This window comes from Pseudomonas sp. AGC41, from assembly GCF_057334555.1.
In genome coordinates this window covers 12,272-33,295 of record NZ_JBHFJB010000044.1, presented here as the reverse complement: position 1 = coordinate 33,295, position 21,024 = coordinate 12,272, and the positions used below count along the sequence as shown (strand labels likewise).

Annotated in this window: 16 protein-coding genes; 6 read left to right on the top strand and 10 right to left on the bottom strand. The window is 62.6% G+C overall.

Annotation, left to right across the window (positions count from 1 at the left end; translation table 11 throughout):
- Positions 1-58: 58 nt before the first annotated feature.
- From ACE04F_RS08595 to ACE04F_RS08575, 5 genes are all read right to left on the bottom strand, one after another.
- Positions 59-1,048 carry a TauD/TfdA family dioxygenase gene (locus ACE04F_RS08595; protein WP_486105871.1) on the bottom strand — a complete coding sequence of 330 codons (990 nt, stop codon included), beginning with the start codon at positions 1,046-1,048 and terminating at the stop codon, positions 59-61.
- Positions 1,049-1,170: 122 nt separating this feature from the next.
- Positions 1,171-2,121: an ABC transporter substrate-binding protein gene (locus ACE04F_RS08590; protein ID WP_486105869.1), complete on the bottom strand. Its 951-nt coding sequence runs from the start codon at positions 2,119-2,121 to the stop codon at positions 1,171-1,173.
- A gap of 43 nt (positions 2,122-2,164) precedes the next feature.
- Positions 2,165-3,214, bottom strand: a complete 1,050-nt coding sequence (locus tag ACE04F_RS08585) for a FecCD family ABC transporter permease (protein ID WP_486105867.1) — start codon at positions 3,212-3,214, stop codon at positions 2,165-2,167.
- Positions 3,211-4,194, bottom strand: coding sequence for a FecCD family ABC transporter permease (locus ACE04F_RS08580; RefSeq protein ID WP_486105866.1), 984 nt, complete (start codon positions 4,192-4,194; stop codon positions 3,211-3,213). The genes ACE04F_RS08585 and ACE04F_RS08580 overlap by 4 nt, the downstream gene beginning before the upstream one ends.
- Complete coding sequence (locus tag ACE04F_RS08575; RefSeq protein WP_434604609.1) at positions 4,191-4,994, bottom strand: ABC transporter ATP-binding protein; 804 nt, start codon at positions 4,992-4,994, stop codon at positions 4,191-4,193. Before ACE04F_RS08575 ends, ACE04F_RS08580 begins: the two co-directional genes overlap by 4 nt.
- A 404-nt stretch (positions 4,995-5,398) precedes the next feature.
- On the opposite strand from ACE04F_RS08575, the gene ACE04F_RS08570 reads away from it, so the two are divergent.
- Complete coding sequence (locus ACE04F_RS08570; protein WP_486105863.1) at positions 5,399-7,498, top strand: TonB-dependent siderophore receptor; 2,100 nt, start codon at positions 5,399-5,401, stop codon at positions 7,496-7,498.
- A 191-nt stretch (positions 7,499-7,689) separates the two neighbouring features.
- Positions 7,690-8,904 (top strand): multidrug effflux MFS transporter, encoded by a 1,215-nt coding sequence (locus ACE04F_RS08565; protein ID WP_486105861.1) that lies wholly within the window; start codon positions 7,690-7,692, stop codon positions 8,902-8,904.
- A 7-nt stretch (positions 8,905-8,911) separates the two neighbouring features.
- Here the strand turns inward: ACE04F_RS08565 and fabF are convergent, their stop codons facing one another.
- From fabF to ACE04F_RS08550, 3 genes are read right to left on the bottom strand one after another with little or no spacing between them, the layout of a single operon-like run.
- A complete protein-coding gene (gene fabF / locus ACE04F_RS08560; RefSeq protein WP_486105859.1) occupies positions 8,912-10,198 on the bottom strand; it encodes a beta-ketoacyl-ACP synthase II in 1,287 nt (428 codons plus the stop codon).
- The gene (locus ACE04F_RS08555) at positions 10,195-13,257 is read right to left on the bottom strand and encodes an efflux RND transporter permease subunit (RefSeq protein WP_486105857.1); all 3,063 of its coding nucleotides are present in this window, start codon (positions 13,255-13,257) and stop codon (positions 10,195-10,197) included. The genes fabF and ACE04F_RS08555 overlap by 4 nt, the downstream gene beginning before the upstream one ends.
- On the bottom strand, positions 13,254-14,363 hold the full coding sequence (locus tag ACE04F_RS08550) for an efflux RND transporter periplasmic adaptor subunit (protein ID WP_486105855.1): 1,110 nt from the start codon (positions 14,361-14,363) through the stop codon (positions 13,254-13,256). The genes ACE04F_RS08555 and ACE04F_RS08550 overlap by 4 nt, the downstream gene beginning before the upstream one ends.
- 221 nt (positions 14,364-14,584) lie before the next feature.
- Here ACE04F_RS08550 and ACE04F_RS08545 point away from each other — a divergent pair, with 221 nt between their 5' ends.
- Complete coding sequence (locus ACE04F_RS08545) at positions 14,585-16,045, top strand: efflux transporter outer membrane subunit (RefSeq protein WP_486105853.1); 1,461 nt, start codon at positions 14,585-14,587, stop codon at positions 16,043-16,045.
- 131 nt (positions 16,046-16,176) lie between these two features.
- Here ACE04F_RS08545 and ACE04F_RS08540 read toward each other — a convergent pair whose 3' ends face one another.
- Together ACE04F_RS08540 and ACE04F_RS08535 are read right to left on the bottom strand one after the other, a co-directional pair.
- Positions 16,177-16,797, bottom strand: coding sequence for a TetR/AcrR family transcriptional regulator (locus ACE04F_RS08540; protein ID WP_486105851.1), 621 nt, complete (start codon positions 16,795-16,797; stop codon positions 16,177-16,179).
- Positions 16,798-16,894: 97 nt separating this feature from the next.
- A complete protein-coding gene (locus ACE04F_RS08535) occupies positions 16,895-17,851 on the bottom strand; it encodes a threonine dehydratase (protein WP_486105849.1) in 957 nt (318 codons plus the stop codon).
- 106 nt (positions 17,852-17,957) lie between these two features.
- On the opposite strand from ACE04F_RS08535, the gene ACE04F_RS08530 reads away from it, so the two are divergent.
- From ACE04F_RS08530 to ACE04F_RS08520, 3 genes are all read left to right on the top strand, one after another.
- Positions 17,958-18,752 (top strand): helix-turn-helix transcriptional regulator, encoded by a 795-nt coding sequence (locus ACE04F_RS08530; RefSeq protein ID WP_486105847.1) that lies wholly within the window; start codon positions 17,958-17,960, stop codon positions 18,750-18,752.
- A 164-nt stretch (positions 18,753-18,916) separates the two neighbouring features.
- Positions 18,917-19,915: a response regulator gene (locus ACE04F_RS08525; RefSeq protein ID WP_486105845.1), complete on the top strand. Its 999-nt coding sequence runs from the start codon at positions 18,917-18,919 to the stop codon at positions 19,913-19,915.
- Positions 19,916-19,918: 3 nt separating this feature from the next.
- The gene (locus ACE04F_RS08520; protein ID WP_486105843.1) at positions 19,919-20,875 is read left to right on the top strand and encodes a sensor domain-containing diguanylate cyclase; all 957 of its coding nucleotides are present in this window, start codon (positions 19,919-19,921) and stop codon (positions 20,873-20,875) included.
- The last annotated feature ends 149 nt before the right edge of the window (positions 20,876-21,024 follow it).

Genomic DNA, 21,024 nt, shown 5'->3' with positions numbered 1-21,024 from the left:
ATTTTGCTTGTTTGGAATAAGCCACCCAATGCGGCGGCTTAATGCAAGAGCGTCGGGCTCAACCCGCCGGAGCAGGCTCGGCCATGGCGACCACGACCTTGCGCGCGCCCTGGAATGTCGAGCGTCCGTGGGCGACCAGCATGTTGTCGAGCATCAGCACGTCACCTGCCCGCCAGGGAAAACGCACCTGGCAGCACTGCAAAACGCCACGTACATGCTCAAGGGCTTCCAGCTCGATGGGTGAACCGTCGCCGTAGAAGACGTTACGCGGTACACCTTCTTCGCCGACGATGGAGATCAGCGTCTCACGTACCGGTGCAGCGAGATTGGAGATATGAAACAGATGCGCCTGATTGAACCAAACCCACTCCCCGGTCACCGGGTGCTGGGCCACGGCCTGGCAGACCTGACGCGTGGACAGCTCGCCGTCATCCTTCCATTGGAACTGGATGTGATTGGCGCGACAGAATTGTTCGACCTGTGAGCGATCTTCAGTGCTGAACGCCTGCTGCCAGGGCAAGTCGAGGCCGTTGCCGTAGTTGCGCACGTACATCAGGCGTTTCTCGGCGAAGCGCTGGCGGATCGCCGGATCGAGCTGTTGGTAGACCTTGCGGCTATCGGCAATCGGGGTTTCACCGCCTACAGCAGAAGCCTGTATGCAGTGGAACCAGATTTTCATCGGCCAATTAAGCGAATAGGACTGCTCGTTGTGCAGCGGGATGACCTGGTGGGCCGGGTATTCGGTGGAGGTGTATACGCGATTGTTGAGCTTGGTGCGCGGCGTGGAGGCGTAGTCGTAGCTCAGCAGCTCATGCCCGAAACCGCGGGCAAACTCCTCGAAATCGGCCTCCCCGTTGAAGGCAAACCCGCGGAACAGGATGCCGCCGACACGTGGCAACTCGGCCTCGACTGCCTGCAGGATCTGCGCTCGGCTATCCTGCCAGCGAGCACCCGTGGCTGGTGCTTCGAAAATGAACGGCAAGGTCAGCTCGTTGCCCGGTACGCCTTCCGTGGATTGAACCTGTGCACGCGCCAAACCAGTTTCCATTTTCGTGATCCCTCGCCATTCCGATGCGTGTTTTTTTCGAGAGCACAAACTAATACAAACGAGTAACAACCGCAATAGAGAATGATTGTCATTAATGACGATAGTATGACAGCCAGCACGATTCACTTGCCTTGGAGCACACTCTCACGCTCAGCGATATGGGACATCAGCAGATAAGCGGACCCCAGCAGGCCTTGCATCGTATCGGCATAACGACTGCGGTTCAGGTAGAGAAACTGACGGTTCTTAACGGCGAACAGGTTCCGCCATTGAGGGGACTGGCGGAACGCGGCCGTGCTGGTTTCCGAGTCGAGCAGCTGCTCATAGGTGTCGATAATGAAATCACTGTCGAAGTCACCGATTCGCTCCAGACTGTAGGGCACATTCTGGCGCGCCTCGCGATACGCGGCGACACGCCCCAGGCCGAAATCAGCGATAACGTCATCCATCCCGCCACGGCCGATCAACTGGAAACCATCGGTATAGACTTCCAGAGTGGTAACCGTGATGCGCGCAGGGTCCTTGACCCGTTTCTTGAACTCGCTGACCACCCATTGGTATTCGCGGAGCATCTCTTCATAGCGCTGTTGCTTGCCGACCAGTTCGGCGAGTTCCTTGGCGTAGGTCTTGATATCGCTCTCTCGCGACGGCAACAGAACGACCGGGGCAATCTTGCTGAGCTTGTCCTTGAGGTCGGCATGATAGGACAGGCCGATGATCAAGTCTGGCTTCAAGGCAGCAATGGCTTCCAGGTCAGGCGACTGGTGCGAGCCGATGTATTGAATGCCCGTCACATCGAAGCGCTCCTGCGCGCCGCGAAACAGCACATCCGAAAACAGTTTTTTCCGTCCCGTCGAGCCGCAGGGCTTGATACCCAACTCCAGCAGTTGCGTGGTCAGGCTGAAATCATGCAAAGACACGATGCAACGCGGTGAAACGGGCACTTCAACCCGGCCGAAACTGTTCTCGAACACCTTGGTTTCCGCCGCGCCAGCAGGCATCGACAGCAATGCCAACGACACGCACAGCATGCCGAGCAACCCTTGGAATATTCCCTTCACCCTTCCCCGCACGCGCTTGCCTCCAGATAACTTCAATATGAACGTCGCGGTGTTCTCAGCGACTGCGTTGACGCGCCAACAAGACGATCAGATATGGCGCTCCGATGATTGCGACCACCAGCCCCGCCGGTAATTGCAACGGTGGGAAAAGCCCCCGCCCCAGTGTGTCGCCCGCCAGCACCAGCAGCGCCCCCATCAACGCGGATAAAGGCATCAGGGCGCCGTGGCGATCACCCGCCAGTTGGCGCGCCAAGTGCGGGGCCACCAGGCCGACAAAGGTCATGGTGCCGACATTCGCCACCGCTGCCGCCGTCAGCATGACGCTGCAAAGCAGCAGGAAAGCCATGACCCCCGTCACATTCAGGCCACGACTGAGGGCGACCTTTTCACCCAACTGCAACAGGTTCAACTGGCGATGGAAGAACAGCAACGGCGCCCCCGCCAGCAGCAACCAGACGGCGAGGCTCTGAACCTGAGCCCAGCCGGCCCGATGCAAGCTGCCGCCCAGCCACATCAAGGCTGACTCGACCTGGTCGATATTGCCGTAAGTGATGAGCAGGTCGGCAACCGCACTGAGCATGGCGGTCAGCCCGACGCCGACGAGGATCAAGCGCAGCGGCGAGATGCCCTGACGCCACGACAGCAACGCGACGAAGAACGCCACAGCCAGCCCGCCGGCCAGGGCCGCCAACGGATACAGCTCCAACGGCAGCAGCGTGGGCCAGAGCACAATGATCAGCAACATGGTGACGCTGGCGCCCGACTCCACACCCACCAGGCCCGGCGCCGCCAGGGGATTTCGGGTCAACGATTGCATCAACAGGCCGGCCAGCGACATCGCCATGCCGGCGAGGATCGCCAGCAAGACCCGCGGCAGGCGCAACTCCCAGAGCAGATTGCGCGTCGTCGAGTTGGCCTGGTCAGGGGCTGACAGCGCTTGCCAGGCTTGGGCAACATCCAGCGAGTAGCTGCCGACGGTCAGTGCGTACAGGGCCAACGCAACCAAGGCGAGCAGCAACACCAGCACCGAAATCAGGTCGATCGGCCGGGCCACCCAGGGCAGCAACGGCAGCATTCTGGGCAGGGTCAGCCCCAAGCGCATCATCGGACTTTCCTCAACACCAGTACCACGAAGATCGGCCCGCCGATCAGCGCCGTGACGATCCCGGTATTGAGTTCGAAGGGACGCACCACGGTCCTGGCGGCGATGTCCGCCAGGATCAGCAGCAGCGCGCCAAGCAAGGGCGCGGCCAGCAGCAACCGACGGTAGTCATCGCCGAACAACAGGCGCGCGGCGTGAGGCACCACCAGCCCGACAAAACCGATCGGCCCGGCCAGGGCCACGGCGCAACCTGACAGCAGCACCACCGAAGCCAGGCCGAACAGGCGCATCTTCAACAGGTTGACGCCCATGCCGGCGGCGGCTTGCGGCCCCAACCGATGCGCGTTCAGCGCGCGGACGTTGACCAGGCAGAGGAACATGCCCAACACGGCATACGGCCAGACCCACGCCTGCATCGAGCCTCCGGTCACCCCGATCGAGCCGGTGAGCCAGCGCCGCAGGCTGTCCAGCCCCTGCTGATCGAGCAACAGTAAAATCGAAGTGATCGCACTGAACAACGCCGCGATCATCGCCCCGGACAACGTCAGTCGAATCGGGTTGTGGCCCCTGCCCGCCAGCAGCAGAACACCAACGGCGGCGACCAGGGCGCCGCTGAAAGCAAACAGCGGGATCATCGACAGGTCGTGGCCTGGCAGCACCAGCAAGCCGAACACGACGAACAATGCCGCGCCGCTGTTGATGCCGAGAATCCCCGGGTCGGCCAATGGGTTGTCGCCCACCGCCTGCATGATCGCGCCGGCCAGGCCGAGACTCGCGCCCACCAGCATGGCCACCAGCAGGCGCGGCAGGCGGCTGCCACGAATGACGCTCTGGTCGGGGCTGTCTGGCGAATAGGCGACCAAGGCCTGCCAGGCCTCGTTCCAGGGGATGCTCTTGGCGCCAACCGCCAGATGCAGCAGCGCGGCCAAGGCAATGGCAATCAGCAGGCCGAGCCACACCGGCAAGCGCAAACCGTGACTCACATCGCCTCCCGCACAGCCGACGGCTGGCTACGAGTGGTTTGCGGGACGCACAGCGGATCGCCGGAATAAGGGTCGGTGATGATGTGCGCGTCCAAGTCAAAGACCGCCTTGAGATTTTCCCGGGTGAAGACTTCGGCGGGCGCGCCCTGGGCCAGCAAGCGTCCTTCGCGCATCATCACCAGGTGATCGGCATAACGCGCGGCCTGGTTCAGATCGTGCAGCACCGCCACGATGGTCTTGCCTTGCTCACGCAGATCCACCAGCAATTCGAGCAGCGTGATCTGGTGCGCGATGTCGAGAAAGGTCGTCGGCTCGTCCAGCAGGATCACCGGAGTGTCCTGGGCCAGCGTCATGGCAATCCAGCAACGCTGCAATTGCCCGCCCGACAAGGTCGCCAGCGAGCGATCCAGCAAAGGCCCGATACCCGCCAGGTCAATGGCACGGTCAATCGCCTGCTGGTCCTGGTCGGACCATTGGCGCCACCAGCTCTGCCAGGGGAAGCGCCCCTGCATCACCAGCTCCCGCACGCTCATGCCGGCCGGCGACGTAGTGCGCTGGGGTAACAGCGCCATTCGTTGCGCCAATGCGCGGCGTGAGTACTGTCCCAACGATTTTCCGCCCAGGTGCACGTCACCCGCGCTCGGCCGCAACATATGCGCCAGTACATTAAGCAGCGTGGTCTTGCCGCAGCCGTTGGCCCCGATCAACGCGGTGAAGCAACCTTCGGGAATATCCAGGCTGACACCGTTGAGAATCTGTTGCTCGCCATAGCTCAGCCGCACGTTGCTGGCTTTTAGCATGACCGTCCCTCCAACGCCCTAGAGGGCCTGATCGTTTCGTCCATCGTACAGATCCCCCCGGATCATTTCCCCCTGACAACACCGGGAAACCCACCAAGGGTCAAAAAAGTGGGGCACAGAATATGTCGAAACCAAAATAATTTCGCTACAAGCCTGACAATATTAATGCAAACCCTTATCATTCACAGTCAGATTATGGCCAGTAGACACTAACCTCGTTTGTCTGCCCGATGCCGCTGGACCGGGACAGCAGGCCTGCGAAGACAAAAACAACCCCAAGGACTTCCTCGATGCTCGTCAGAAAAACAATAGTTGGCACCGAAAAATGTTACGTCTCGCGTCATCCTGCGTTTCACCTGAGCACGCTGGCATTGGCTTTGGGGAGCATTTTTTCAGCACAGGCGATGGCCGCTCAAGAACAGGCGGCCGACAAGGCCCCTCTTCAACTCGGCGAGATCAATATCAACGCCGCCGCGGTGGAGAACCCGACGGCGCCGGTGGTCGGCAAGGTCGCCCTGCGCAACGGCAGCGCCACCAAATCCAACGCAGCCATCACCGAAACGCCGCAATCGGTATCCGTGGTGACCGCCGATGAAATGCGTGATCGCAAGTCCGACACTCTGGCCGATGCTCTGAGCTATACCCCGGGTTTCACCAGCCAGCCAAGCAGCTTCAACCGCACCTCCGACCGGTTCCGCATGCGCGGATTCGACGTCGAATCCGCCACCGGCGGTTCGCTACGTGATGGCATGCGCTTGCAGTACAACTCTTACGACGGTGTGCAGGAACCCTATGGTCTGGAACGCGTGGAGGTCGTGCGCGGCGCGGCTTCGGTGTTGTACGGCCAACTGTCGCCTGGGGGCTTCGTCAACGGCGTGAGCAAGCGCCCGACCGAAACCCCACAGCACGAGCTGGGGATGCAATACGGCAACCATGATCGCAAGCAACTGACCGCCGACTTCAGCGGGCCGCTCGGCGACAGCGACGTCCTCAGCTACCGCTTGACCATGCTCAAGCGCGACAGCGACACCCAGCAGGACTACATCAATGACGACAAGCTCTACATCGCCCCAGCCCTGACCTGGCGCCCCAATGAAGACACGTCGCTGACCCTGCTCTCGTTCTATCAGAAGAGCGACACCCGTTTCTCCGCCCCGCTGCCCTATCAATTGGTCAAGGGCGTGGGCAACGGGCCGGTCACCATCGGCCGCCACGATTTCATCGGCGAGCCCGATTACGACGACATGAATGGCGAGATGTCCGCCATCGGTTATGAGTTCGAACACCGCTTCGATGAGCACACCCGTATCAGCAACAAACTCCGTTACTACGAAGCGGATGTGAAGTGGAAATACATGCAGGCACAGACCAGCACGGCAGCCATCAACGGAGCAGCCAATACTGGCGTCCTTCGTCGTCAGTACAGTGACCGGCGCGAGCGTTCACGGGCACTGGCCAGCGACACCAACATCGAGACGCGCTGGAACATTGGCGGTATTGAAAACACCTTCCTGGTGGGTGCGGATACCTATGATGCGTCGTATGACTCGCACAATTTCCGCGCCAACTCGACATCGATCAATATCGGTGACTACAACTACGGCCAGCCAGTTGTTGTAGACAAGAGCCGGAACCGCGACCGCGGTTCACAGATCGATACCTTCCAGACCGGCATCTACCTGCAAGACCAGATCAAGTTCGACGATCACTGGCTGCTGCTGTTGGGCGGTCGCCATGACTGGGCCGACCAGGACCAGGAAGGCTTCGCCACCGGCCAGAAGCTGAGCCAGGATGACGAATCCACCACCTGGCGCGCCGGTTTGGTTTACGAGGCCGACAACGGTCTGGCCCCATACATCAGCTACAGCGAATCGTTCTTCCCGGTGGCGGTGGCCGATGCACCCGGCCAGACGTTCGAGCCGACCGAAGGCAAGCAGTACGAAGTCGGTATCCGCTACCAGCCTCCGGGCAGCAACACGCTGTTGAGCGCAGCGGTTTATGAACTGACCCAGGAAAACGTCGTCAAGCGCGACCTGGCTGGCAACAATCCCCAGCAGATCGGCGAACAGCGCTCCCGCGGCCTGGAACTGGAAGCCAAGAGCGACGTCACGCCTCAGCTGACAGTCATCGCGACGTATGCCTACACCGACTCACGCATCACCAAAAGCGTAGTCCAGAGCGAAGTCGGCCAGCGCAGCGAAGATACGCCTTACCACCAAGCCGCGCTGTGGGCTGATTACAACTTCGCGCTCTTCGGCGTGCCACAGCTGAAGGTGGGCGGCGGCGCGCGCTACAAAGGCACCACCCAGGCGTCGGGCATCGATTCACAACTGCCCGCCTACACCCTGTTCGATGCCATGGCCAGCTACCAGATCGACAAGAACTGGGACGTCTCCCTCAATGCGAACAACGTGACAAACAAGAAATACGTTTACTGCGAAGCAGCCATCTGCCGCTACGGCGACGAGCGCGAGCTGGTGACCTCCGTCAACTTCCGCTGGTAAAACCCCACTCGGTCGGCGCCGACAAGCGCCGACCGAGTCATTTCGCGCTGAACAAAAACCTTTTCAAGCCCGCTCGAATCCCCTTCATCGCCCCCGTCCCTCTGAATCCTCTTTTGACTTGACGCATCAGATGTCGATCGTCATATTACGATCATCATAAGCCAGACAAAACCGGCCAGGAGGGTTGATCCATGGAAACTGGAAGTGCATCAGCGATTGCGCAAGCGCAGCCAGAGACATCGCGTCCAGCCCTCACCGGCCGAATCGTCGCCCTGCTCGCAGGCCTCGCGGCGATCGGCATGCTCTCCACCAACATCATCCTCCCCGCGTTCCCGGTCATTGGCGATGAGTTGGGCGTGACCGCCCGCGAACTGGGCCTGACACTCTCCAGCTACTTCGTCACCTTTGCCCTGGGCCAGTTGGTGGTCGGGCCGCTGGCCGATCGTTATGGGCGCAAGAAGCTGGTGCTGGGCGGATTGTCGGTGTTCATGGTCGGGACCGTCATCGCCGGGCTCGCCACCACGCTCGATGTCATGATCGCCGGACGCATCGCCCAGGCATTGGGTGTGTGCGCTGCCTCGGTGCTGTCGCGCGCCATCGCTCGGGATCTGTTCGAAGGCGAGACATTGGCCCGCGCCCTGTCGTTGACGATGGTCGCCACCGCCGCCGCGCCAGGTTTCTCGCCGTTGGTGGGCAGCGTGCTGTCCGTCACGCTCGGGTGGCGCGCGATGTTTATCCTGGTTGGATTGGCGGCAGTCGTACTCGCCTTCTTCTACGTCCGCGACCTCGGTGAAACCCATCCCGCCGATCGCCGGGCACCGCATTCCACCGGCAGCGTCGTGCGCGCTTACGCAAGGCTGATGGCGGACAGGCGCTTTATCCTCCCCGCCCTGTCGATGAGCATGCTGCTGAGCGGCTTGTTCGCTTCTTTCGCCGCTGCCCCGGCGATCCTGATGAAAGGCATCGGCCTGACCTCGGTGCAGGCCGGCCTGTATTTCGCTTCGACGGTGTTCGTCGTGTTCGCCGCCGGCATGGCCGCACCGCGCCTGGCCCACCGCTACGGCCCAAGGGATATTGCGCTGCTGGGCATTGCCTGCGCCATGCTCGGCGGCGCCCTGCTCGTGGTCGGGCCGGCTGATCCAGGCCTCGGCTGGTATGCCGTCTCGATGGTGACGTTTCTCTGGGGCATGGGCCTGGCGAACCCGCTGGGCACCGCTATTACCATGGGGCCTTTCGGCAAGGAGGCCGGCATGGCCTCGGCGTTGCTGGGATTCCTGTCCATGGGCGCGGCGGCGCTGACTACCTGGCTGGCCTCCGTATTGAGCTTTTCGCCCATCACCACGCTGGGCGCGATCCAGGCGTTGACCTGCCTGATCGCGCTGCTGCTGTTCTTCTTGCGCCGCTGAGCCGACGTCAGTCTTCCCAGCGACGGAACAGCACGCTGGCGTTGACGCCACCAAAGCCGAACCCATTCGACAGGGCATGGGTGATCGGCATCTTCCGCGACTTCAGGCCAACCAGATCGAGCCCGCTGGCCGCCTCATCCGGATGAAGCAGATTCAGCGTCGGCGGCACGATCTGGTCACGAAGCGCGAGCACGGTGAAGATGGCTTCGATGCCTCCGGCGGCGCCCAACAGATGCCCGGTGGCGGATTTTGTCGAGGTGATGGCCACCGCGGAATCCACGCCGAACACCGCGCGAATCGCTGCCAGCTCACCCGCGTCGCCAACCTGGGTGGAGGTCGCATGAGCGTTGATGTGCTGCACCTCGGCGGGGCTGATACCGGCCTGGCGCAAGGCTTGCTCCATGGCGCGGCGAGCACCGTTGCCGTCCTCCGGCCCTGCGGTCAGGTGATAGGCGTCGGCGCTGGTGCCATAACCTACCAGCTCGGCCAGGGGCTTGGCGCCACGTGCCAGGGCGTGTTCCAGCGATTCGATCACCAGTAACCCGGCGCCTTCGGCCATGACAAAACCGTCGCGATCACGATCAAACGGCCGCGAGGCCTCTTGCGGGCGTTCGGCAAAGCCGGTGGACAGTGCGCGAGCCGCCGCAAAACAGCCCAGGGTCACGCGGTCTATCGCCGCCTCGGTGCCGCCGCAGATGGCGATGTCCGCCTCGCCACTCCTGATCAGCCGGGCCGCATCGCCGATGGCCTGTACGCCAGCGGCGCAAGCCGTGACGGGCGCGCCCAGCGGCCCTTTGAACCCATGCCGGATAGACACCTGTCCGGCCGCCATGTTGGCCAGGAAAGCCGGCGCGGTGAACGGCGACAGACGACGCGGGCCACGACTGTCCGTGGTGCGCACGGCATCGGCAATCGTGGCGAAACCACCCACGCCCGAGGAAATGATCGTGGCGGTCCGCTCCTGATCGATGGCCTCGACGGGATGCCAGCCGGCCTGCTCCAGGGCTTCGTGAGCCGCCACCAGGGCGAACTCGATGAAGCGGTCCATCTTCTTGCGATCCTTGGGCGCGATGAGGCGCTCCGGGTCGTAGCCGGCAATGCCATCCTCTTCAAGGGTCGGCACCTGCCCACCCACCGCGACGCCGGTGCCTTCGGTGACGTCGGCGGACAGGTTGCGATTGCCGGAATGCCCGGCCAACAACCGCTGCCACACCTCTTCCACGGCACAACCCAGCGGCCCGACCATGCCCACACCGGTGACGACGATTCGTTTCAGACCTTGGTTATTTTTCATGCTGCCCTCTTCGTCTCGGGACGGATCTTGAACCAGATGGAATACATCGCCGGCAGGAATACCAGCGTCATGATGGTGCCGACAAACGTACCGCCGATCAGCGTGTAGGCCAGCGTGCCCCAGAACACCGAATGGGTCAGCGGAATGAACGCCAGGATCGCCGCCAGCGCTGTGAGCAGCACCGGCCTGGCTCGCTGCACCGTGGCTTCGATCACCGCGTGGAACGGATCGAGGCCTTCATTGGCATTGTGATGGATCTGCCCGATGAGGATCAGCGTATTGCGCATCAGGATGCCCGACAGCGCGATCAGCCCGACCAGCGCGTTGATGCCGAACGGCTGATTGAACATCAGCAGCGTCGGCACCACGCCAATCAAGCCCAGCGGCGCGGTAAGGAAGACCATGATCATCGCCGAGACCGAACGCACTTGCAGGATGATGATCAGCAGCGTCATGGCGACCATGATCGGCACCAGCGGCACGATGGCCTTGCCGGCCTTGCCCGACTCCTCGATGGCGCCCGCCTGCTCGATCCGGTAGCCGCTGGGCAATCTGTCGATCAGCGGTTGCAGCTGCTTGATGATTGCGCTGGAGACATCCGGAGGTTGCAGGCCTTCGGCGATGTCGCCGCGCACGGTCATGGTCGGCGTGCGATCACGTCGGCGCAGGATCGGGTCCTCCATGCGCACATCGACTTCGCCCACCTGGGACAGCGGAATCCGCTGGCCCGTCGCGCCCACCAGGGTAAAGCCGTCTATTTTTGCCGGGTCGAGGCGGATATCGCCGGCAGCGCGGCCGACCACCTGCACCGAGCGGATGTCCTCGCGGACCGCCGTGATCGGCACGCCCGTGAGCAGAAATTGCAGCTGTTGCGCGACCGCGCTGGACGTCAGCCCCACCGCCTGCAAGCGGTCCTGGTCGAGGTTGAAATGCAGGGTCGGCACCAGCGGCCCCCAATCGGTGTTGACGGTCCTCATCAGCGGACTCGCCTGCATGATGCCCTCGACCTGGCTGGCGATCTCGCGCAGTTTCGCCGGATCCGGCCCCATCACCCGATAGGCCACGGGAAACGGCGAATACGGGCCGAACACCAGTTGGGTCACCCGCACTCGCGCCTCCGGTGCAAGCCCTCCGGCAACCGCTTCACGCAGACGGAACTTGAGGGCTTCGCGCGCCTCCTGGCTGTCGGTCAGGACCACGATCTTGGCGAAGGACGGGTCGGGGAGTTCCGGCGCCATCGCCAGGTAGAAACGCGGCGCGCCTTGACCGATATAGGCGGTGACGATCTTCGCCTCCTCCTGCTGTTGCAACCAGGCTTCGACCTCGGCGGTGGTGACGCTGGTCTGCTCGATGGAGGTGCCATAAGGCATCTGCACTTCCACCAGCACCTCTGGTCGGTCCGAGGTCGGGAAGAACTGCTTCTTCACCAGGCCCATGCCCAGAATCGCCACGAAGAACGTTGCGATCACCGTCCCGGCCACCCACCACTTGCGTGCGATGACGCGGGTCAGTATCTGGCGGAAGCGGTTGTAATGGCGGGTGTTGTAGATGGCCGCGTGACCACCCTCGACCTGCTTGATGTCGGGCAACAGCTTGACACCCAGATACGGCGTGAACGCCACCGCGACCACCCAGGAAGCGATCAGCGCAATGCCAACGATCCAGAACATGTTGCTGGTGTACTCGCCGGCGGTCGATTGGGCGAAGCCATTGGGCATGAAGCCGATGGCGGTCACCAGGGTGCCGGAAAGCATCGGCGCGGCCGTGTGGCTCCAGGCATAGGCGGAGGCCTTGATCCGGTCGTAGCCCTCCTCCATCTTCACCACCATCATTTCGATGGCGATGATGGCGTCGTCCACCAGCAGCCCGAGCGCCAGGATCAGCGACCCCAAGGTAATGCGGTCGAAGTTCTTGCCGGTGGCGGCCATGACCACGAACACCACCGCCAGGGTCAGCGGCACCGCTGCCGCGACCACCACCCCGACGCGCCAGCCCATGCTCAGGAAGCAGACCAGCATCACCACCAGCAGCGCGACGAAGAACTTGACCATGAACTCGCCGACGGCCGAGTCGATGTTCACCGATTGGTCGGTGACCTTGGTCAGCGTCATGCCCAGTGGCATGCCCGCATTGATATTGCTGGTTTCCACATCCAGCGCTTTGCCCAGGTCGAGGCCGTTCCAGCCCTCGCGCATGATCACGCCCAGCAACAGCGCCTCTTCGCCGCCGTTGCGCACCAGGAATGTGGCCGGGTCTTCGTAGCCGCGCTCGACCGTCGCCACGTCCGACAGCTTCAGCGAGCGACCTTGTACCACCACCGGTGTATCGCGAATCTTCTGCAACTTGTCGAAAGCGCCGTCCAGGCGCAGGAAGACCTGCGGCCCGACGGTTTCGATCGACCCCGCTGGCGTGAGCATGTTCTGGCCGTTGAGGGCGGCAAAGATTGCCTGCGGCGAAACCCCCAGGGTCGCCAGCCGATCATGGGAAAAGGACACGAAAATCCGTTCGGCCTGCTCGCCAATGATGTTGACCTTTTTTACCCCCGGCACGTGCAGCAGCCGTTGGCGCAACGCCTCGGCGTCACGCACCAGCAATCGCTGCGGCTCGCCTTTGGCTTTCAGGGCGAACAGCGCAAAGGTCACGTCGGAAAACTCGTCGTTGACCATCGGCCCGATGACGCCAGCCGGCAGCTTAATGGCTTCGTCGGCGAGCTTCTTGCGCGCCTGGTAGAACTCCTCCTGGACCTGGGACGGCGGCGTGCGGTCGACCAGCGACACCATGGTGAACGCGAGCCCGGGACGGGTATAGGTTTCCGTGCGGTCGTACCACTTCAATTCCTGCAGGCGTTTTTCCAGTGGCTCGGCGACCTGGTCCTGCATCTCCTGGGCCGTCGCCCCCGGCCAGGCGGTGATGACCGTGAGTTGCTTGACCGTGAACGGCGGATCTTCCGCGCGGCCCAGCTGAAAGAACGCCAGGACACCCGCGACAGCAATCAGGAACAACAGGAATACGGTGACCGAGCGCTCGCGAACGGCGAGCGCCGAGAGATTGAAGCTCATGGGCGATTCTCCGCAACCCGCACATCGCCCGGTTGAGCCAGCCTCACCTCTTCGCCATCGCGTAGCAGATGGGCGCCAAGCGCGACGATCCGCTCGCCGACGTTCAGCTCGCCCGAGACTTGCGCAGTGTCGTCGCTCAGGCCCAGTAGCTGGACCGGACGCCAGGACACTTTTGCCGGTTCACCGGCGATCACCCAGACGCCGGCGCCTTTGCCCGAGTCGTGCAGCGCGGCGATCGGCACTTGCAGCGCCTGCCCCAACCGGTTGCCCGGACTGATCCGCAGCGTCACCGTCGAACCCAGCGGGGCATTGGCCAGCGCGCCCTCCAACACATAACGCGCCTCGAAGGTGCGTGTGACCCGATCGGCGGAATCCGACAGCCACCTGAGCTTGGCGTTTACCGTCGCGGCGGCGTTGCCATAAAGCGTCGCCTGCGCGGTTGCGCCGGGGGCGGGCCGCAGGGTCTCGGGCAACTGCACAGCGGCTTCGCGCTGGCCTGCACGCGCCAGTCGCACGACGATTTGGCCAGGGGTGACGACTTGCCCGGGCTCGGCCAGGGTCTCCATCACCACGCCATCGGCGTCGGCCAGCAGCACGGCATAACCGGAGGCATTGCGCGCTACGTCAGCCTGCGCCTGGGCGGCGCTGAGTTGCGCTTTCGCGGTGTCGGCGGCGGCCTTGATCTGATCGTAGCCCGAGGCGGAAACAGCGCCCGCGGCCACCAGGTCGCGATACCGCGCCTCGTCATCCGCGGTCTGCCTGGCCCGGGCCCGTGCCGCGGCGACGGCTTCCTGCTGCGCGCGTGCCTGCAAGCCCAGGTCGATGGGATCGAGGCGCATGAGTGGTTGGCCCCGCTTGACGGTCTGCCCAGTGTCGACCAGACGCTCGAGCACCTTGCCCGAGACCCGGAAACCCAAATCGCTCTGGACGCGGGCGGTCACCACGCCGGTGAAGGCGCGCGAGGTATCGGACGCCGCCGATACCTCGGACACCCGCACCAACGGCGCCAGCGTGCGCGGATCCTTGGGGGCGGAGGACTCGCCGCACGCCGTCAGGACGAGCGGCAACAAGCAAGCGGCAATGGTGACAGGTCGGCGCCGGAGCATAGGGTCCCTTACTTGAACGCTAGGATGGAAGGTGCATTCTCAATGCTTGTGACCATTTCTGTCAATCGTCACAAAAACATCCGTTTGACGCGACGCCCATCTTTTGAGCTCTAGACATAATGACTTCAACGACGAGATGAACCCGTAACGAATAAGATGATTTGACTTTAAGTGACCAATAATTAGTATGGTCACAAATAATCTCCTTTCAAGGAAATACGATGCCTCCCCTGCGCCCCATTGCTCTTCTGGTGAGTGCCAGCCTCATGGCAGGTTGCGCGGTCGGCCCGGATTACCAACGTGCCGCCGCGCCGCTTTCGAGCCGGTACCTGGGCCAGCCTGCGGTCGAACAGCGCTCCACGGCCGCACCGACCCTGCTGGTCAACTGGTGGGAAGGCTTCGGTGATCCCACCCTCACGGCCTTCATCCAACAAGCCCTGGAACGGAACCTGGACCTGGCGCAGGCGTCGGCGCGCGTCACCCAGGCACGGGCTGGCCTGGGCGCGGCCAACGCCGCTTTGCTGCCCTCGGGCAACATCAGTGGCCAGGCCGCGCGCTCATACCAATCGGTCGAGACCCCGCTCGGCCAGGTGCTGGACTCGACGCCCGGCTACGACCGATACGGCAATTTTTACGCGCTGAACCTCGGTGCCAGCTGGGAAATAGACGCCTTTGGCGGCCTGCGCCGCGGGCGCGAGGCGGCGTTGGCCGAATACCAGGCGTCGGAGGCCGGTGCCGTCGCCACGCGCCTGGCCGTTGCCGCGCAGGTCGCCGACGCCTACATCACCGTGCGGGGTTTACAGACCCGGCTGGACATCGCGAACCGCCAGGTCAGGACGCAGCAGGACCTGCTGGAAAAAGTCCAATTGCTCTACAGCAAAGGCCTGGCCGCCAACTATCAGGTCCGCCAGACCGAGGGGCAATTGTCAGAGGTGCAGGCCACCGTGCCGGTCTTGCAGGCCGGGTTGGATGCGGCCATGAATGCGCTGGATGTGATGCTCGGCACGCCGCCTGGCACCCATCGCCCGCAATTGGCTCAGGTGCGCGATATTCCTCTCGCCCCACCGATGGCGACGACAGGAACCCCTGCGGACCTGCTTCGACGTCGACCTGACCTCATCGTCGCCGAGCGCCGCCTGGCGGCCTCCAACGCACGCATCGGCGAGGCCGTCGCCGAGTATTATCCGAAATTCTCCCTCAGCGCCTTGCTCGGCAGTGCCACGGCGGTGTCCGGCGGCAATCTTTTCAGCGGCGGGGCCAGCCAGTCGGCGGGTGTGCTGGGGCTGCGCTGGAGGCTCTTCGATTTCGCCCGCATCAACACGCAGATCGAACAGGCCAAGGGCCAGGAAGCCGAAGCGCTGGCGGCTTATCGCCAGTCGGTGTTGCGCGCTACCGAAGAGGTTGAAAACGCGCTCAGCGCCCTGGTGAACCGCGAAGCCCAGGCGACGACGCTTGCTCAAGGGGAAACGTCGCTGACCCAGGCTCGTCAATCGACATTCTTCGCCTACCGCAAAGGTACGGCCAGCCTGATCGATGTGCTCAATGCCGACGAGACGCTGCTGCGCACGTCCGACACCCGAGCGCAGGCGCGAACGGAATCGGCACGGGCGGCAGTCGCGGCCTTTCGGGCACTCGGCGGAGGCTGGCAACCGCCTGGGGAAGCGCCCGTGGCAACCCGGTGATCACTCCTTGAAAGGGTCACTAATCGGCGATATCAGGTAAGACTATTCACTTGCGGTGTTCACCACCCCCGTGGCGAGGGAGCTTGCTCCCGCTGGGCTGCGCAGCAGCCCTTGTTCTGTGAACCTCTAGCTCAGGGCATAAGACTGCGCAGGATCAGATTGGAAGTGAGCGTGGGCGCTTCCTCGACAAAATCGAGGTTGTACTGCAGCAGCAACGGATTGACGAACGGCCGCAGCGCCAGGTGAATGGCTTCGACGGTTTCGTCCAGCGGCGTCTTGCGCTCAAACTCGCCGAGCTCACGACCTTCCCGAACGATCTGGAGCACGAAGCGCTTGATCTGCTCGTTGTAGATTTGTGAACTGGGCCAGCGCTCCGAGGCCGAGAACGCGGCGATGTCGTAGAGCTTGCGTTCATTGAAGAACAGGTCCACGCCCGTCGCGATCACGGTCTTGACCAGCCGACGAAAACGCTTCGTCGCCGACAGCCCTTCTTCCTGGATGGCGTCTTCGACGGCCGCAACGATTTTCGATAGGCAATTGGCGCAGATAGCCTCGCCGATCGCCTGCTTGGAATCGAAGAATTTGTAGATGTACGCCTTGGAAAAACCGATGGCCTTGGCCAGGTCGGACACCGTGGTCTTGCCATAACCGTACTGGCTGAAGTGTTCATTGGCGGCCGCGACAATCTGATCGCGAATATCGTGATCGACGGGGCCGCGGGCGCTGGGTGATGCAGAGGATGGCTGGTTCATGGAGGCAGCTTACGCACCCGAAAGGTCGCTGACAACTCATGACCTATCCGGAATGTAGTCACAAACGCCCCCCTTCGAGCCGGCCATCCTTTGGCTGTCAGCCAATCACATCGGCATACACCGCCCTGTCGACATTACCCCCTGACAGTACCACCCCAACGTTCTTGTCTTCCATCAGCCTACGCTCCTGGATCAACCCTGCCAGAGCCGCGGCGCCGGCACCTTCGGCGAGGTTATGGGTGTCGGTGTAATAGACGCGCATGGCCTCGGCAATCTCCTGGTCGCTGACCGCCACGATCCGCGCCGCCGCGGCGCCGTAGATGGCCAAGGCTTCGGGAATCGGCCTGCGCACGGCAAGGCCGTCGGCGAAGGTGTTGGCCGAAGCGGTTTCGCAGATTTTTCCGGTTTCAAATGACATTTTTGCAGCCGTTGCCTCGGTGGAGACCACCCCCACGATCCGGGTCTGCAAGCCCAGGGCATCGCGCGCGGCAATCACTGCGCAAATTCCCGAGCCACAGCCGATGGGTACGTAGACGGTGTCGAGGTCGGGGACGGCAGTGAACAGCTCAAGGGCATAGGTGGCGACGCCCTTGACCAGCTCGGTATGAAACGGCGGCACGAGAAACAGCCCGTACGCTTGCGCCAGGCGTGCCGCCTCCTCCCGGGCCTCATCGAAATCGCGGCCGTATTCGATCACTTCGCCGCCGAAGCCGCGCATGGCGTTGTTCTTTTCGATCGAGTTACCCTCCGGCACGACAATCAACGCCTTCAGGCCCGAGGCGCTGGCCGACAACGCCAGGCTCTGTCCGTGGTTGCCACGGGTGGCGGTGACGATCCCCTTTGCTTGCGGGTGCTCACGCTTGAGCCAATGCATGAAGGTGATGCCGCCACGCACTTTGAAAGCCCCGGTGGGGGTATGGTTTTCGTGCTTGACCCACACCGTGCATCCCAGCCGATGCGCCAACAAGGGCCAGGCGTACTGGGCGGTGGCGGGCATGACCTGGTAGACCTGCCGAGCCGCTTGTTCAATCTCGTCGAGCGTCAGTGTGTACATAAGAATGGCCTCCTGAAATTTCGCCCAGTCTAGCCAGGGGCGCCGAGCCCCGGCTTTCAAAAAACCGACCTGACTTTTCCGGCGCCGCTTCACTACTATGAACACCATGAGCCATCGCAACCGCCCACAGCCGCCGCACAAGACTGAATCGACCCGTCGCATCGAGGTAGGGCCGTGGGCGATCGAATTGCTCCCCGCCTGCGCCTATGCAGCGCGCTACATCGCGAGCCAGTCGGCGATCGGTTTTGCGTACGACAGCCAGCGCGGCTTGCATGCGATCGGCAGCGACCGGGTGCAGCCCTTCAATGCGCTGCCCAACGGGCTGGCGTTCGTCCCGGCCCAGTGCGACGTGTATTCGCAGTCACCTCATGGCGGCGAATACCTGCGCCTGATACGCACCGATGGGTTCGTGCTTGAGGGCGATCACCCCTTCAACAATCGCATCGACCCTCGGGCCATTGTGCTCGCGCAGCGCATGCGTCGCGCGCTCCTGCACGGTTCGATCGAGGACGATTGGGAGGCTTGGGCCCTGGCAATGGCCGAATGCGCGGCAGCGGAAAACTCCAAGTCGGCAAGGCCCCAAGGTTCCATCACCGACAGCCGGATGCGCTTGCTGGATGAATTCATCGACGCAGGCCTCGATCAGCCATTGGCCGTACCGGCGATGGCGCGGCTGCTGGGGTTGTCCGAGGGCTACTTCATGCGTGCCTTCAAGGCCGCGACAGGCAAGAGCCCCCATGGCTACCTCATCGACCGGCGCCTCGCCAAGGCCCGGGCGCTGATACGCGATTGCTCGGCCACACTGCCGGAAATTGCCCTCGCCTGCGGTTTCAGCTCACAAGCGCACATGACAACGACGTTCAAGCAGCGCCTTGGTGTGAGTCCGGCGCAATTGCGGTAAATGACGAAGTGCATTTGACGTCCTTGACTTAATGGTCCAGTTTTCAAGGACAGCATCTCACCGGACGTTGTGCTGGATACCCCCCATTCGTGAATCAGAGGATCGCTGTAGCCTATGATCGATGTACGAAGAATCCGCGCCGTTGAGTCTCGTTGGGTGCCCCTGTGCCGCTGATTCCCCTGGTTGTGTGCGACGACTCCACCATGGCGCGCAAGCAGGTGTTGCGTGCGCTGCCGCCAGACTGGCCGGTCTCGGTCACCGAGGCGGTCAACGGTCGCCAGGCGATGGATGCCATACGCCAGGGCCTTGGCCACGTGGTCCTGCTCGACCTGACCATGCCGGAGATGGATGGTTACCAGGTACTGAGTGCCTTGCGCGCCGAGGGTTTGAAAGCGCAGGTAATCGTGATTTCCGGCGACGTCCAGGAAGAAGCGGTACGCCGGGTGCATGAACTGGGCGCACTGGCGTTCCTGAAGAAACCTTTCGACGAAATCGAGCTACGCCGGACACTCTCCGGGCTGGGTCTGCTGTCTCAACCCGGCACGGCGCCGTTGCAGGATCGATCGGTACCGAACGCGGCCATCAGTTTCCAGGACGCGTTCCGCGAAACGGTCAACGTTGCCATTGGCCAGGCCGCGGCACTGATTGCCAAGGTCCTGGGCGTGTTCGTGCAATTGCCGGTGCCGAACGTGAACATCCTCGAAGTCGGGGAACTGCACATGGCGCTGAACGACGTCGGCAGCTCCCAGCAACTCACCGCCATCTGCCAGGGCTTTATCGGCAGTGGCATCGCCGGTGAAGCGCTGCTGATATTCCATGACTCGGAGATCGCCGACATCGGGCAACTGATGCAGCGCGAGAGCGCCGACTATTCGGACCTGGAAATGCTGGTGGACCTTTCCAGCATCCTCATCGGTGCTTGCCTGAGCAGCATCGCCGAACAGATCGACGTGATTTTTTCCCAGGGGCATCCGCAGATCCTGGGTCAGCATGCGGCAATCGAGGAATTGATCCGCGCCAACCGCGTCCACTGGAAAAAAACCCTGGCGGTGGAAATCAGCTATGGCCTGGAAGGCCAGGATATCCGCTTCGACCTGTTGCTGCTGTTCACGGAAGACTCTATCGAACGGCTGACCCACAAACTCGCCTACCTGATGAACTGAGCCATGAGCGAATCCATCGATCTGAACGAATTCCACTGGTTGCTGGCGATCGTTCAGAGCATCGACGTCGGCGTGGTGGTACTTGACCGCGAATACCGCGTACAGGTCTGGAACACCTTCATGGAGAACCGCTCCGGGGTGCAGCCCAAGGATGCCCAGAACCGCAACTTCTTCAGTCTGTTTCCCGAAATCGATCGCCCCTGGTTCAGCCGCAAGGTCGAGAGCGTCGCGACCCTCGGCACACCGGCATTCACGGTCTGGGAGCAGCGCCCGTACCTGATGCGGTTCAAGAGCTACCAGCCGATCACCGGCCAGGAAGAGTTCATGTACCAGAACACCACGCTGCTGCCGCTGCGTTCGCCCGACAACCGGATCAACCACATCTGCCTGGTGATCTACGACGTCACTGACGTCGCCACCAACCGCCATCAGATCCAGGCCGCCAACGCACAGTTGCAACTGCTCTCCAGCACCGATCGCCTGACCGGCCTGTACAACCGCGGTCATTGGGAAGCCAGCCTGAAAGCCGCCTACGCCCGCCATCAACGCTACGGCAATGCGCTGAGCCTGGTGATGCTCGACATCGATCACTTCAAGCGGGTCAACGACACCTACGGTCACCAGGCCGGCGATAAAGTCATCGAGCAAGTCGCCCGACTGTTGCACGAGCATGTGCGCGAATCCGACGTCGCCGGGCGTTACGGCGGCGAAGAGTTCGGCGTGGTGCTATCGGACACCGACTCGGCCGGCGGGCAGATTTTCGCCGAGCGCCTGCGCAAGGCAGTTGAAGAGTCGCTGGTGCAGTACAACGGCCAGGACATAAGTTTCACCGTCAGCCTGGGCGTGGCCGACCTGAGCCAGCCCGTCAACGACCACGCCGAACTGATCGCCAGGGCCGACCAGGCGTTGTACACCTCGAAAAAGACCGGACGCAATCGCGTGACGGTTCACGGGCGCTAATTCACAGATCCTGTGGGAGGCCCGCTCGAGATTGCGGTGTAGCAGTCAGCAGGGATGTTGAATGTGACGGCCCCATCGCGAGCAAGCTCGCTCCCAAAGTTAAGTGTGGCGAGCATAGATCCCGAGGCCACTTCAGATCCCTGTGGGGG

Excerpts from the sequence above, each read along its gene's own strand:
- ACE04F_RS08585 (WP_486105867.1), bottom strand. The coding sequence starts at position 3,214 with ATGATGCGCTTGGGGCTGACCCTGCCCAGAATGCTGCCGTTGCTGCCC.
- ACE04F_RS08570 (WP_486105863.1), top strand. The coding sequence starts at position 5,399 with ATGGCCGCTCAAGAACAGGCGGCCGACAAGGCCCCTCTTCAACTCGGC.
- ACE04F_RS08540 (WP_486105851.1), bottom strand. The coding sequence starts at position 16,797 with ATGAACCAGCCATCCTCTGCATCACCCAGCGCCCGCGGCCCCGTCGAT.
- ACE04F_RS08550 (WP_486105855.1), bottom strand. The coding sequence starts at position 14,363 with ATGCTCCGGCGCCGACCTGTCACCATTGCCGCTTGCTTGTTGCCGCTC.
- ACE04F_RS08545 (WP_486105853.1), top strand. The coding sequence starts at position 14,585 with ATGCCTCCCCTGCGCCCCATTGCTCTTCTGGTGAGTGCCAGCCTCATG.
- ACE04F_RS08565 (WP_486105861.1), top strand. The coding sequence starts at position 7,690 with ATGGAAACTGGAAGTGCATCAGCGATTGCGCAAGCGCAGCCAGAGACA.
- ACE04F_RS08535 (WP_486105849.1), bottom strand. The coding sequence starts at position 17,851 with ATGTACACACTGACGCTCGACGAGATTGAACAAGCGGCTCGGCAGGTC.
- ACE04F_RS08520 (WP_486105843.1), top strand. The coding sequence starts at position 19,919 with ATGAGCGAATCCATCGATCTGAACGAATTCCACTGGTTGCTGGCGATC.
- ACE04F_RS08530 (WP_486105847.1), top strand. The coding sequence starts at position 17,958 with ATGAGCCATCGCAACCGCCCACAGCCGCCGCACAAGACTGAATCGACC.
- ACE04F_RS08555 (WP_486105857.1), bottom strand. The coding sequence starts at position 13,257 with ATGAGCTTCAATCTCTCGGCGCTCGCCGTTCGCGAGCGCTCGGTCACC.
- ACE04F_RS08575 (WP_434604609.1), bottom strand. The coding sequence starts at position 4,994 with ATGCTAAAAGCCAGCAACGTGCGGCTGAGCTATGGCGAGCAACAGATT.
- fabF (WP_486105859.1), bottom strand. The coding sequence starts at position 10,198 with ATGAAAAATAACCAAGGTCTGAAACGAATCGTCGTCACCGGTGTGGGC.
- ACE04F_RS08595 (WP_486105871.1), bottom strand. The coding sequence starts at position 1,048 with ATGGAAACTGGTTTGGCGCGTGCACAGGTTCAATCCACGGAAGGCGTA.